Origin of the sequence: Pantoea sp. F_5 (genome assembly GCF_008631595.1) — a bacterium.
GTDB lineage: Bacteria > Pseudomonadota > Gammaproteobacteria > Enterobacterales > Enterobacteriaceae > Pantoea > Pantoea gossypiicola.
This window is the reverse complement of the sequence record NZ_VWUO01000012.1, coordinates 42983-56540: the sequence shown is the minus strand read 5'-3', so window position 1 is coordinate 56540 and position 13558 is coordinate 42983. Positions and strand designations below refer to the sequence as shown.

General features: G+C 58.5%; 8 protein-coding genes. All 8 read right to left on the bottom strand.

Translation table 11 applies throughout. The annotated features are described in order from the left end of the window. Positions 1-6 precede the first annotated feature (6 nt). The 8 genes from bcsD to dppD all read right to left on the bottom strand — a co-directional run bounded on the left by bcsD (position 7) and on the right by dppD (position 13547). Complete coding sequence (gene bcsD / locus F3I44_RS16340; RefSeq protein WP_150013325.1) at positions 7-450, bottom strand: cellulose biosynthesis protein BcsD; 444 nt, start codon at positions 448-450, stop codon at positions 7-9. Beyond that, positions 450-4265 (bottom strand): cellulose biosynthesis protein BcsC, encoded by a 3816-nt coding sequence (locus tag F3I44_RS16335; RefSeq protein WP_150013327.1) that lies wholly within the window; start codon positions 4263-4265, stop codon positions 450-452. Before F3I44_RS16335 ends, bcsD begins: the two co-directional genes overlap by 1 nt. Positions 4266-4276: 11 nt before the next feature. Further along, positions 4277-7321 carry a cellulose biosynthesis cyclic di-GMP-binding regulatory protein BcsB gene (gene bcsB / locus F3I44_RS16330; protein ID WP_150019105.1) on the bottom strand — a complete coding sequence of 1015 codons (3045 nt, stop codon included), beginning with the start codon at positions 7319-7321 and terminating at the stop codon, positions 4277-4279. Beyond that, positions 7318-9429, bottom strand: a complete 2112-nt coding sequence (gene bcsA, locus F3I44_RS16325) for a UDP-forming cellulose synthase catalytic subunit (RefSeq protein ID WP_150013331.1) — start codon at positions 9427-9429, stop codon at positions 7318-7320. The genes bcsB and bcsA overlap by 4 nt, the downstream gene beginning before the upstream one ends. 48 nt (positions 9430-9477) lie before the next feature. Then, positions 9478-10281 carry a cellulose biosynthesis protein BcsQ gene (gene bcsQ, locus F3I44_RS16320; RefSeq protein WP_150013333.1) on the bottom strand — a complete coding sequence of 268 codons (804 nt, stop codon included), beginning with the start codon at positions 10279-10281 and terminating at the stop codon, positions 9478-9480. Next, positions 10272-10865 carry a cellulose biosynthesis protein BcsO gene (bcsO, locus tag F3I44_RS16315; RefSeq protein WP_150013335.1) on the bottom strand — a complete coding sequence of 198 codons (594 nt, stop codon included), beginning with the start codon at positions 10863-10865 and terminating at the stop codon, positions 10272-10274. The genes bcsQ and bcsO overlap by 10 nt, the downstream gene beginning before the upstream one ends. A gap of 683 nt (positions 10866-11548) precedes the next feature. Further along, positions 11549-12571 (bottom strand): dipeptide ABC transporter ATP-binding subunit DppF, encoded by a 1023-nt coding sequence (gene dppF / locus F3I44_RS16310; RefSeq protein WP_150013337.1) that lies wholly within the window; start codon positions 12569-12571, stop codon positions 11549-11551. Then, positions 12561-13547 (bottom strand): dipeptide ABC transporter ATP-binding protein, encoded by a 987-nt coding sequence (gene dppD, locus F3I44_RS16305; protein WP_150013339.1) that lies wholly within the window; start codon positions 13545-13547, stop codon positions 12561-12563. The genes dppF and dppD overlap by 11 nt, the downstream gene beginning before the upstream one ends. Between the last annotated feature and the right edge of the window lie 11 nt (positions 13548-13558).

The following is a 13558-nucleotide window of genomic DNA, read 5'->3' as shown; positions in this document are numbered from 1 at the left end:
CTGATCCTATTGATATCGATAGTGCAGCGTACTGCCATCGTTGAGTTCAAGCGTCACCGGCACCGTTCTGCTGCCGCCCTGGCCCTGCAACCAGCCTGAAAAAAGCCCGGCGATGATCGCACCAAACGCCGCCTGCCAGTCAGCCGGAGAATGAAGACTGTCGCCTGCCGGTAAGGCGTGATGCGCAATCAGCAGCGCCTTCTCTTCCGGCTGAAGCTGCACAAAGCCCCAGTTAAACCGCGCCAGTTGCAGGTTGGCCTCGCGCTCCAGATCCTGCACGGTGCGAGACGCTGGCAAAGGATAGCGGGTCGCCAGCGATTCACCCATCCTGTAGAGAAAGGCTTCCGCCTCCTGCTGACCGGCGTTGGCGATCATCCCGCCAATCAGCACGCTGACCAGGTCAAACCAGCCCGGCTGATAAGGATGTGATATCCCCGTATGCTCACTCATTACTTCTCTCCGAACAGGTAACGGACATAGAGCCGGGCGCTGCTTTCGTTGTAGTCACCAAAGGTGTCATAACCCAGCTGGCCGCCAATCGTCACATCTTTATTGAGTTTGTAGTCCGCTCCGGCGTGCAGGTTATAGCCGATGCCGTTTTTACTGCCGCCAGAGTAGTAAGCGTCTTTCACGCTGCCGCTGGCAGCAAGGGCTTCCAGCTCTGACTGCAGGCTGGCATCCGCCGGGAAGTACGCGCTCTTATCCTGACTGTAGGTCTGATAACCGGCTGCACCGCCGATATTGACGTTTAAATCGTCAAATTTGCGTGTGAACTCTATCGGGAACGAGACCGACGCGTAGTTCTGCGGGCTGAAGTAGCCGCCCTGCCCATAGCTGAAGTAGCTGAGGTTTTTTGAGAAGTCCATCCACGCCAGATTCATGCCCACTTTCAGCTCGCGGTCGTCACTGTGGAACGGACGAACGTACGCCCCGGCGGTCGCCTGCAGATTGTTGTTGCTGGCAACATTCTCACCAAGGTAGCTGTAAGCGCCGCCGCCAGCGTAGAAGCCCGCATCGCCATTATCGTAGCTTAACAGGGCGTTCGCGCCGTTCTTCGTGACGCGTCCCCAGCGTTTGCCGCTGGCTTTATCTTCTGCGCCGACATAAGAGAGCAGGCTGTCGGTAATCGCGCGACGCTCACCGGTCAGGATCAGCGTCAGGAAATCGGTGAGTTTCGGTGACCACTGCACACCCCCGACCAGCGTACTGAGATCCTGGCCCAGCGGTGTACTGCCGATATCCACTTTGTAGCTGTCGCCCTTAAGCGCCAGATTCAGCTCGACGCCAGAAGCGGTCTGCGAATCGGTGGTCGCGTTGGGCAGGTCATTAACCGTCGCGCCGCCTGCGGCCACCACGCGCCCCTGGCTCAGCGCATTGGTGCCGAAACGCCGCCAGGCATCGGCTGCGCCACTGCCCGCCGTCAGTGAGACCGGCGTGGCGGTAAAATCGAGGCGCGCCTGTTCAAACGGCACGGTAGAGAAGGTCAGCGGTGCTTTGGCTTCCGTCAGCTTGCTCAGGCCCGACTCGCCATCGCGCCCGCGTACCTGCACCATGCCCTGACTCCAGGTGCCGGTTTTCTCCTGCAGCGAATCCATCATGGTGTCGACGTCATGCAGAATCTGTGACTGCTGAGAAACGGTTTTACTGCCCGCTGCCGGTTCATCCTGCGTTGTCACGCCCGCAGTAGCCGCTACTGGTGCCGCCTGCCACGGCAGCACGGTGCCGTAGCTGGACGGTGAACGTCCCACCGGCGAGGTGGTGCGGTTGATAAACGGATTGTCCGCCAGCGCCAGGCCGCCCACGGTCGGCACACTACCAGACTGCGCGCCCTGCAGGCCAATCAGTTGCCCGCGTGCCGAACGCAGATATGCCATCGCCTGTGAATGCTCGCCGTTGGCTTCCGCGACCCGCGCCAGCAGCAGCAGGCGATCCGGCGTCTGCGTGGCGCTGTTAAGGCCGCGGCTCAGTTCACTGGCGCGCTGCACATTGTTCTGCGCCAGCGCGACGTTGATGGCCCCGACACGCGCATCCTGGGTCGGCGTATCCTGAGTCATCAGGTAGTCATACACGACACCCGCATCCCGGTTCATCTTACCGTCCTGATAGAGACGGGCCATCGCGAACATCAGATCGCGGTTCTGCGGATCCTGCTGCAGCGCACCTATCAGCTTGTCATAGGCCACCGCGTACTGCCGCTGCTGCCGCAGGCGATCCACTTCGTTAATCAGATAGCCGTTACGAATACCGGCCAGCTGCGTCGGGGTACTGCGCGCCTGCAGCTCCGGGTTGCTGAGGAAGCGCTGCGCCTTACTGCCGAGGCCTGCCTGATTCAGCACCGCCATCTGCGCGGCATAATCGCCCGCATTGCCCTGCACGCCACGCTGCAGGTTCGTGCGCACCACCGACACCGCGCTGGTGAGATCGCCCGCCTTTGCCAGCTTCTGCGCCAGGTTGCCGGCATCCACCGGATTAGCGGGCGGCGTGACCGTGAGCGCTTTCAGGGTATTGACGGCGGCGGCCGTCGCGCCCTGCGCCAGGTACTGATCGGCGGTACTCATCTGCAGATTGAAATTCACCCGTTGCGCCAGTTCACGCATCGCCGCCGTCTGCGCATTGGCAGGAATGCGTGCCAGCAACGCGCTGGCCTGCTGCCAGCCACCGCTTTCGCTGGCGTTCAGCGCACCGGCATAGAGTTCGCTGGTGCTGGCCCCGTTGCGCATTACCGGCTGCATCACGTTGGCCGCCAGCAGCGTATCGCCCTGCTGACGATAAAGCCGGGCTAAATCGAGCCGCAGCCAGCCATCGGAGGGATAGCGCTGAATACCCTGCTGCAGCGTCGCGATGGCAGCAGCGTTGTTACCGGCCGCCAGCTGACGCTTTGCCTGCTGACGCAGCGCATCCGCTTCATTGGCCCGTGGCGTGACGCTCTGACGAACGCTGTCGGGCAGTGCCCCGAGCAGCGTACTGGCTTCGGCACTGCGATTCTGCTGACGCAGAACGTAGAACAGCCCTTCTTTGGCGCTGCGGTTGTCCGCATCACTTTGCAGAATGGTGCGGTAGATCTGCTCAGCCTGCTGCGGTTGATTGGTGCGGCGCAGCACGTCGGCGCGGAACAGCCTGGCGGCCAGCCCTTTTTCACCGTCAGCCTGGACCAGCGGTTCGCTTAAGGTCAGCGCCTGCGCGCTGTCGCCGTTTTTCAGCGCCTGCTGCGCGCTGGCCAGCTGGGCGTAAAAGCGCGCGTCATCGGCCTGCTGCTGGCGCGAGGAACCCTGATCGCCGCCCTGCTGAGCAGAGCGCTGCAGATAATCAGCCGCTTCCTGATAACGTCCGGCTCGCTGGGCCACATAGCCCATGCCCGCTAACGCATCGGCATCCTGGGGATTCGCGCCCAGCACTTTTTCAAAACTGGACTGCGCTCCGCCGACGTCACCGCTGTTCAGCGCGCTGAATCCGGCCCCTTTTTCTGCGCCACCCACATTTTTACGGTAGTAGTCGATAACGGCAGCGTCCTGCGGATGACGCTGCTGCCAGGTCTGATAGAGTGCCGCATCTGACGGCTGCGGACCGAGCCACAGCAGCGCCTGGCGCAGTGAACGATCGGCATCCTGATTACCACTTGCCAGCGAACTCAGCACCTCAATGCCTTCGCGACGGGTCGGTTCCTGATAGCTCAGCGCTTTACCCAGCGCCAGCCGCGCGCCGGTGTCCTGCGGATGCTGAGCCGCAAACTGCCGCAGCGCCTCAACCGCCTGCGGCAGCAGCGTACGGTCACCCGCCATCGTAAGATAATATTCCGCCGCGACGCCTGGTGGCGGCTCATTACCGCTGAAGGTATTGCGCCAGGTCTGTAACGCCGCCGGAATGTTGCCGCTGCGCGCCTGCTGACGCGCCAGCGAAAGCTGCGCCTGTGGAATGGTCTGCATCTGGCGCGCATTATCCAGCTCGCTCAGGTGCGGATCGCTGGGGGAGACCTGACTGAGACGGGCACGATACTGTGCTGCGGCAGCCGTGTCGCCGCCCTGCTGTGAATAGAGGGCCAGCAGATAAAGCGCCTGAGTGTTGCCGGGTTCAACCATCAGCACCTTTTGCAGCGAGGCTTTCGCCAGGTCGTCATGCGCTTTCTGATGCCAGTAGGAGGCCTGATCGAACAGAGCCTGCAACGCCGGATTGGCGCTTTCCGCCGCCAGCAGCGGCGGTGACAGGACCAGCGCGCTGCCCAGCAGTAACGCTTTACGGATACCGGCACTTAACAGATTTTTTTTCATTATTGTTGTCCTTACTTCCTGCCGGAATCATGGCCCTGCTTTGGGTTCAGACGCCGCCAGGCATGACGCTTCAGCATCACCCAGGCCGCACTGCCCACCAGTGCAGAGAGCAGCATCGCCGCCACCGCCAGCAGCACTGAGTGCTGGCTGGCATACCACACCACCATCATGTACCAGGGCATCTCGCCGCTGGGGAACTGTGCACCGACGCGGAAACTACGAATACCGTTTTCATCCGTGATAATCGCGGTATCACCCCGTACTGCAGCGTTAATCTGTGCCGAACTTAAATCGTTGTGCAGTCGTAACAGCTGATCGTCGCTGGTTGCCACCGTCATCACCACCAGCCGATCGCGATTCCACGGCGACCGGTAGCTGAGAAAGCCCCGCCATGCTTCGTTGGAAGAGAAGTAACGATCGGCATCCAGCTGCTGACGACTCCAGTCGCCGGTCAGCCAGCCGCGTAATTTTTCCAGCGTGTCCGGCTCTTTCACCCCAAAGGTGCTGCTGGTGGCATCATAGGGTGACGCCGCCAGCATCGCCTGATTGAAGGCGCTGTTGCCGGTGGTGCTGACCGCCAGTAGATCGCTCTGCTGGATTCGCGCCAGATGGGTGCCGCCAGTGGGCAGACCAAACAGCACCTGATTCTGCGTCAGCGCCACGCCGGTCGCGGTTCCGGCCCGCGCCGCCAGATCCAGCAGCGTCGACAGCTCGGCATCGCTGGGCGTTTCCGGCAGCAGCAGCGTGGTCTGGCCGAAGTCAGCCAGCCGCGAGAACGGGAACGAGGCACCCACAAAGTATGAGAGGTTCGGCAACATGCTGAAGTGGCGGGTATGGCTCAGATCGATCCACGCGTCCTCTTCAATCCGGCTCTTGATATTGTTGTTCAGGAGCACGCCGCAGGGCGCATCGGCGCGCGGTTTGATATTGAAGTAGAGCGCCAGCTGGTTATCGCCATAGATCAGATAAGGTTCAAGATTCAGTTGATACTGCTCCTGACGCGCATCACCGCCTAAACGATGCCAGGCGTTCTCCAGCAGCCCAACTTTGTTGACCGTCAGGTTGCGCAGAAACGTGCCGTTGAGCATGACGTTAAGGAACGAGTTGTCCTCATCAATCCAGCTTTCAGACGGGAAGCGATAGTGCAGATTGACCGGCACGGTGTCGCCATCCCACAGGAACAGATCAGGCGCGGCGCGGAAGTTAACCCGCAGCGCATCATGCCAGATGCCGCTGCTGGTCAGGCTCTGATCTTTACGCAGCAGTTCGCTCAGGCGGACCGGACGGTCAGTGTTAATCCAGCGCGGCGCATCGTAAGGTTTGCGGTTGCCAATGGTCTGTACAGGAACCTGCAGCTGGCTCTCATCGGTAGTGAATGGCTGGGTCGTCAGACGGTTCGCCGCCTGACGCAGCTGATCGTCATTGTTGCCACTGACCAGCAGCAATTTGTAAACCGGGTTACTGGGGTTATCCACCACCTGTAGCATCGGGCCATTACTGGCCGGGAACGTCAGCGTGCCGATTCGATCGCCAGGATGACCAAACAGGATGCCGTTGTTTTCCGGCAGTTCGCCGCGTACCACCGGGAACCGGATGCCGCGATAATCACTCTGAATGCCGAGCCAGGAAGCCACCAGCGCCGCCGCGCTGACCGCATCAGGTGAGACGTTACTGGCAAAACCCATCGTGATGGTGGACGCCGTCATCCGCTGCGGATCCAGGAAGGGACGCGGGAAGTTGCGCAGGCGGGTGCCGATATTAAGCTTCTGTCCTTCAAGGTGCAGCGCGGTATTCGGCAGAATGGTGACCTGATACTGCTGCGCGCTCTCTTTCTCACACAGCAGCTTGTCTGCATCGTTGATTTTAAAACTGAGGTTGTTGTCCGACACCACCATCGCCGCCGGAATATCCAGCTCATAATCACTGACGTCACTGTCCGTGGCACCCAGCGGCAGCGTGCCGAGCGGCTGACCATTCAGCATCAGCTGCAGCGAGGTGTTGCGTGCCGCCAGCGCGGCGGAGACGCGCAGCGTCAGACTGAGTCGCGCATTGGTAATCACTTCATCGCTGGGGAGAGTAAAGGTGATGCCCGACTGTAACTGACCGCCGGTCAGCGTGATACCACGCGCCTGGCCCATCTGGGCCACAGAAACCACACTGCTGATCGGCTGATTGATGGCCGCCGCGATGGGTGGCTGCGGTTCTGCAACCGGTGCAGTCGCCTGGCCCGGCGCGTAGGGCAGCGCACTGGCAGCCGCTTCCAGCGCCGGATCGGCATTGCTCAGCCCCTGTGGCAGCGGCACCGTGGAAAGCGCGCTGCTATCCTGCGTCACTGCGCCACTGCTCGTCACCGACGCTGTGGCCGGCGCGACGGAAGAAGACTCGCCGCTCGCTGACGCCTGAGGCGCTGATGTTGCCTCACCCGCTGGTGCGTAAGAAGCGTTGGTTGATGACGGCGTGGCATCCGGTACTGCGCGCTGTGGCGCAGAGGCCGGTGCAGATTCCTCGGGCTGGGCCGCGGATGGCACTGACGGCATTGCTGACCCGCCCACACTCATCGGGGTCGTCACCTGCGCTGAACCGGCATCCGGTGTGGCAGCATTATTAACAGGCGTTGCAGGTGGCGTCGCATACGCCGCATCGCTGGCCGGGGCCTGGTTTTCCGCTGGCGCACTGACAGTGACATCGACTGACTGTGTGGTTGCAGCGGCCGCAGACGACGCCGGAGCCGCACTGTTTACCGGCGCACTCGCGGTGGCATCAGCAGATTTCGAGGTTGCAGTGGCCTCAGCTGGCTGGGTGGTTGCAGCAGCCTCAGGCGGCGTCGGAGCCGCACTGTTTACCGGCGCACTCGCGGTGGCATCAGCAGATTTCGAGATTGCAGTGGCCTCAGCTTGCTGGGTGGTTGCAGCAGCCTCAGGCGGCGTTGGAGCCGCACTGTTTACCGGCGCGGCACTGCTGCTATCCATCGCCGTCGACGTTTCCGCGCCAGCGGGCGTCAGCCATAACGCGGCGGTCAGTGAACTGGCCAGCAACGTATGCGTCAGGATTTTCATGCCGCGCCATCCTCTTTCGCCGCCGCGACAACCGGGTCGACTTTTTTACGTTTATCGTGGCGGCCCCTCCAGGTCAGCCAGAACAGCTCAAATACGGTACGGATAATGGTGCCCAGTGAAATCAGCGGGTTGTCCTGCTTATACTCTGGCTGGATCCAGGCATCCGCACGTGCCAGCACCACACGCACCAGTTCGCGACGGCGCGCCAGCGGCATCGCCTCAAAGCGCAGGCGAATGCTCTCGTCATCGCCAGAAATCTTACTCACCGGGATGGTGATCGCGCCGGATTTCAGCAGAAGATCAATCTCTTCAATTTCGTCCGTTTCATGACGGCCATCCGGCGCATCGAGCTGTGCACCGCCCATCGACAGGTTGCTGGTCAGGGTGCGTGATGAAATGCCGCTGGCGTAGTGAATAATCGCCGGGATTTGTACGTCAACACGGATGGTTTTACGCACCTGTTTGGTTTCGCGCGCCACGGCAATCGCCGCCATCAGAATAATCAGGCTGAAAATCGCCCAGCCGACGTTGAGCGCAATAACGTATGGGTCGACGCCAAAATAGTCATGCATCACTGCACGCACTACGCCAGCAACAATCCCGATGCCCAGCAACAGCGCCACAATCACGTGCGGACGCACGATGTGGAAATCGAAGAAGCCCTGATCCAGCACACCGCCTTTGTCGGTCACGTTAAACTTGCCATGTTTCGGCGACAGTAGCGTCAGGATGGTCGGAATGACCAGATGGAAGCACATCACCGTCTCATAAATCTCACCCCAGAAGGTGTAACGGAAACGGCCATTCATGCGTGAGTTAACATAAAGCGACATCACCAGATGCGGCAGCACGTAGGCAAAAATCAGCGATGCCGACGAATGAATAATATTCAGGTTAAACAGCAGGTAAGCCAGCGGCGCGGTCAGAAAGGCGACGCGTGGCAGGCCGAACTGGAAGTGGAGCATGGCGTTGAGGTAGCAAAGACGCTGCTGCCACTTCAGGCCACGGCCAAACAGCGGATTATCGACGCGGAAAATCTGCGTCATGCCGCGCGCCCAGCGGGTACGCTGGATGATATGCAGACCCAGACGTTCGGTCGCCAGGCCGGCCGCCAGCGGGATCGACAGGAACGCTGAACCCCAGCCCAGGCGCTGCATTTTCAGGGCGGTGTGTGCATCTTCGGTGACAGTTTCAACGGCAAAGCCGCCAATCTCTTCCAGCGCCGAACGACGGATCACCGCACAGGAGCCGCAGAAGAAAGTGGCATTCCAGTTGTCGTTACCCTGCTGCACCGGGCCATAAAACAGCGCGCCTTCGTTGGGAATGCTGCGCGCAGCGCGCAGATTACGCTCAAAGGGATCGGGCGAATAGAAGTAGTGCGGCGTCTGCAACAGCGCCAGCTTCGGATCTTTCAGAAACGGTCCCACCGTCGCCTGCAGGAAGGTGCGGGTCGCCACGTGGTCGCAGTCGAAGATGCAAATCAGTTCACCTTTGGTGATTTTCATTGCATGGTTGAGGTTACCGGCTTTGGCATGTTTGTTGTCGTCGCGGGTGATATACCCTACCCCGACATCCGCCGCAAAGCGGGCAAATTCGCTGCGCTTGCCATCATCCAGCAGATAGATTTTGAGTTTGTCACGCGGGTAGTCGATACACTGCGCCGCCAGCACGGTATCGCGCACCACATCCAGGCTTTCATTGTAAGACGGCACATAAATATCGACCGTCGGCCACAGACGGGTATCGTCCGGCAATGGCTCAATGGTGCGCTTTAATGGCCAGGTGGTTTGCAGGAAGCCGAGAATTAAGATCAGCCAGACGTAAAGCTCCGCCAGATATAAGCCAATCCCTAATATCGCCTCGACTTCGGAATTAAAGTGCAGCGTCTCAGTGGTGCGCCACCAGATATAACGGCTGGACATCAGGGCAGAGAGAATCACCATCACCACGGTTATTTTGCGGCTCTTGCTGAAACCCAATAAAAACATCATGCCGATGCTGATCAGACCAAAAATATACTGTTTCTGGCTGTCCATCGGCGTAATGATGATCACCGCGGCAACGGGTGCAAGCACCAGCAGCAGCAGGTAAAACCCGATTTTACTCATGATTCACCCTGAGAAGAGCTGTTTAAGTCAGTCGCCTGCAGTAGCCGACTAAAAATGATTTGTGCGGATGGGAGCCTGAACTTCACCATTTCCCACGGTGATATTCAGAATGCTGCTGACCCGTTTGGCGATCAGTTCAATATCAAATGCCGCTGCTGAGGCAGGGCTGAAATCATATACGGACTGCTGGGAAGCATTGGCTTCACCCACACTTTCATCACGGTGAACCACGCCCAGTAAATTATCGCCCAGACGCTGCTGCATAAATGCAGTGACATCACGATTAATATTCCGGCGGTTATCGCACTGGTTCAGGATAAAATAGTGCCCATGCTTATTATTGAGCGGTTTCCCGGTCATCCGGTTCTCTTCAATCTGCGGTAATAACGACACAGAGGCGGTATCCGCTAACATCACCACTAAATGCATATCGGCCAGCGCCGTCATTGCTTTAAGGGCCGGGCCCGGACCAGGCGGAAAATCAGCGACAATCACCAGACCGGGATAATTAAGTACCGTATCCAGACCACGCTTAATAAAGTGGGGATCTTTCATCAGGTTCTCTTCGAACCGTTCGCGCTGTGGCTCGGTGACATCGCCATAGGGCAGGACAAAGATATTTCCGCCGGTGGTAAGAATCGACTGGCTCCAGTCCGCCTGCTCTTCTGAGCGCGCCACAAATCCGCGGCCATCATGCAGCGGCACGCCAAAATGAAGACGCAGTGCATTCTGCACATCAAAATCAATGGCCAGAACTTTGCTACCGGAACGCGCCAGACTCCAGGCCAGATTCGCCGCCAGCGTGGTTTTCCCCACGCCTCCCTTCGGCGAGCACACACAAACTAACGGCATAGCGCAATCTTCTCCAGTAACGGTTTGAGTAAGGTTTCTTTCGGCAGATTCGACGGTTCGCTGTCGCGTGAGCGGAACAACGCACCAAACCGTTCCGGTTCAGAATGGGGGGTGGCAGGCGTCATAGCGGGCTTTAAATCCGCCACCATGGCGGGCCGGACGGGCTGAGCATGTGATACAGCAACAGGCTCAGCTAAAGCCCGTTTTTGCGGTGGCGGCGGAAACAGTGATGAAGGGTCACGTTCAGCCGTGCGAGCTGTGGGCAGGTTGCTGCCTGACAGACTATCGAGAATTGCGCTGCGGGCTGATGTCGTCGGTTGCGCGCTGAGTGTGGCAGGCCTTGCCGGTGCCTCAGGCGGTGGCGCGGTAAATTCATCCCCGCGCAGTGGCTGCGGCTGCGGCAGGTCGATACGCTGACCGCCCCCCAATGAGGTCTGATGGTCCTCTTTTGCCAGCTGGCGAATTAAAGCCCATTTACTGTGTTCCGCCGCTTCCTGCGCCTGGCCAGACATATCTTTAAAGTCGATGTCGAGCGTTTGCGTTTTCTCTTTAAAACGCTGCAAATCATCGTAATTATTCTTCATTGGCCGTGGCCTGCAACAAGGGAGGAATTTTCCTGGAATATAACACATCCCTTTAATGTCAGTCAGAAAAACCTGATTACAAATAAAGCAGATTCAATAAAATAGTTTAATCATAAAGATTCACTTACAGCGGAATAAAGCCAATATAAGATGATTAGCCCCTATAATTAATAAGTGATGTTTAAGTTAAATTAATCTGCGATGTTTCAATAATTTTTAAGACTTAGCCGCTATGACAACCACTGGCACAGCCAGGCGGGACACGATAAGCGCAATGTTATGCCACGATCGGGCTGCCGCAGGCGCAAAAAAGTCTGATCGCTGTCATAAGGGATTTGGAGTATTTATCTTTTTTGGCTGCTCATTTCGCCAGAAGAAAAACAGGTTAAATCTGATAACGGAAAAAGAGGGAAAATAACCGAAATGTGATGGCGGGTCTCCCGACGGTGCGGTTTACAGCGCAATTGAGATAAAAAAAGGCTCCAGTAAGGAGCCTTCGTCTTAAGAAATTGTACCGGCTCAGGGTGTATTGCATTACCAAATCAGAACCACAGACGGCTAACCCTCTTCAGGAGAGGGGAGCATACGCCTGTAGCAAAGCATCGCAGGCCATGAATGGCGTCTTTGCGGAGGGCGTATGCTCCCTGAGCCGCCACTGAATTAACGGCCTGAACCGACAATCCTCAGCTGACCTTTTCTGCCACACCCACCGGCTGATTCTCATCCTGATCAACCGCGAAGCAGGCAATCTCCTGACCACCATAGTTTTTCAGCTTCGGTTGCAGCTGTACGCAGGTGCCAAAACGTCGGTGGCAGCGCGCATTGAAGGCGCAGCCTGGCGGCGGATTGAGCGGGCTGGGCAGCTCGCCGGTCAGTTTAATGCGCTCACGACGGTCGTCCGGATTCAGACGCGGCGTCGCTGACAGCAAAGCCTGGGTGTAAGGATGGCGCGGGTTAGCAAAAATCGCCTCTTTACTGCCCTTCTCGACACAACGGCCGAGATACATCACCATCACCTCATCGGCAATGTGTTCTACCACCGACAAATCGTGGGAGATAAAGACGTAGGAGAGTCCCATGTCCTGCTGCAAATCCATCATCAGGTTCAGCACCTGAGCACGTACCGAAACGTCGAGCGCCGAAACCGGCTCATCGGCAATCAGCACGTCCGGATCGAGCATGAGTCCACGTGCGATAGCGATACGCTGACGCTGACCGCCTGAGAACATGTGCGGATAGCGATCGTAATGTTCGGTTTTCAGGCCCACTTTCGCCATCATCTCCAGCGTCTTCTCGCGACGTTCCGCTTTGGTCAGCTGGGTATTGATCACCAGCGGCTCTTCCAGAATCTGGCTGACTTTCTTACGCGGATTGAGTGAGCCATACGGGTTCTGGAACACGATCTGGATTTTCTGACGCCGCAGCTTCTGCGCCTGGGGATCGTGTTTCAGCAGATCCTGACCGTGCCAGTAAAGCTGCCCTTCGGTCGGGGTTTCAATCATCGTCAGCAGGCGGCCCAGCGTGGATTTACCACAGCCTGACTCGCCGACGACCGCCAGCGTTTTGCCGCGCTCCAGATTAAAAGAGACGCCATCCAGCGCCTTAACCAGACGCTCCTGACCAAACAGACCCTTCTTCACCGGGTAGTGTTTTTTCAGATCAATCGCCTGCAGCAGGAACTGATCTTTCGTGATTTCATGACTCATAAGTGGGTCTCCCGGCATCATCCAGCGGATAGTGACACTTGGACTGACGTCCTGGAATGGTGCGCAGTTCCGGTTCTTCCTGGCGACAAAGGTCAGTCGCATAAGGGCAGCGTGGGTTAAGCAGACAGCCAGCCGGGCGGTCATACTTGCCCGGCACCACGCCTGGCAGTGACGCCAGACGCGCTTTATCGGCCGCAAACTCCGGCAGCGCACGCAGCAGCGCCTGCGTATAAGGATGGCGCGGCGCTTTGAAGATATCGGTCGCTTTACCGCTCTCCACCACCTGACCGGCATACATCACGATAATGTGGTGCGCCGCTTCTGCCACTAACGCCAGATCGTGCGTAATCAGGATCAGCGCCATGTTCTCCTGCCGCTGCAGATCCAGCAGCAGTTCAATGATCTGCGCCTGAATGGTCACGTCGAGCGCCGTGGTCGGCTCATCGGCGATCAGCAGCTTAGGCCGGCAGGCGATCGCCATCGCAATCATCACGCGCTGGCTCATGCCGCCCGACAGCTGGTGAGGATAGACATCAAGCCGCGACGCGGGATCGGGAATCCCCACCTGGTTCAGCAGGTCGATTGCCCGCTGACGCCGGGTGCGTTTATTGCCGCCCTGATGCACCTTGATCGCTTCCATAATCTGGAAACCCACGGTGTAGCAGGGATTCAGACTGGTCATCGGGTCCTGAAAAATCATTGCCACTTCTGCGCCCACCAGCTGGCGGCGCTCTTTTTCAGAGATCCGTTTCAGATCGCGCTGGTTGAACTCCAGCTTCTCCGCCATCACTTTGCCAGGGAAGTCGATCAGTCCCATGATCGCCAGTGAACTTACCGATTTACCGGAGCCGGACTCGCCCACGATACCGACGACCTGGCCCTGCTCAACCTGATAACTGATGCGGTCAACCGCACGGAACGGTGCTTTATCGTCGCCGAAATGCACCGATAGTTTGTCTACATTTAATAACGCCATCTCGGTGCCTC

What these genes read in the sequence shown, in the direction of transcription:
- dppF (WP_150013337.1), bottom strand. Translation starts at nt 12,571, where the DNA reads ATGAGTCATGAAATCACGAAAGATCAGTTCCTGCTGCAGGCGATTGAT.
- bcsB (WP_150019105.1), bottom strand. Translation starts at nt 7,321, where the DNA reads ATGAAAATCCTGACGCATACGTTGCTGGCCAGTTCACTGACCGCCGCG.
- F3I44_RS16335 (WP_150013327.1), bottom strand. Translation starts at nt 4,265, where the DNA reads ATGAAAAAAAATCTGTTAAGTGCCGGTATCCGTAAAGCGTTACTGCTG.
- bcsA (WP_150013331.1), bottom strand. Translation starts at nt 9,429, where the DNA reads ATGAGTAAAATCGGGTTTTACCTGCTGCTGCTGGTGCTTGCACCCGTT.
- bcsO (WP_150013335.1), bottom strand. Translation starts at nt 10,865, where the DNA reads ATGAAGAATAATTACGATGATTTGCAGCGTTTTAAAGAGAAAACGCAA.
- bcsQ (WP_150013333.1), bottom strand. Translation starts at nt 10,281, where the DNA reads ATGCCGTTAGTTTGTGTGTGCTCGCCGAAGGGAGGCGTGGGGAAAACC.
- dppD (WP_150013339.1), bottom strand. Translation starts at nt 13,547, where the DNA reads ATGGCGTTATTAAATGTAGACAAACTATCGGTGCATTTCGGCGACGAT.
- bcsD (WP_150013325.1), bottom strand. Translation starts at nt 450, where the DNA reads ATGAGTGAGCATACGGGGATATCACATCCTTATCAGCCGGGCTGGTTT.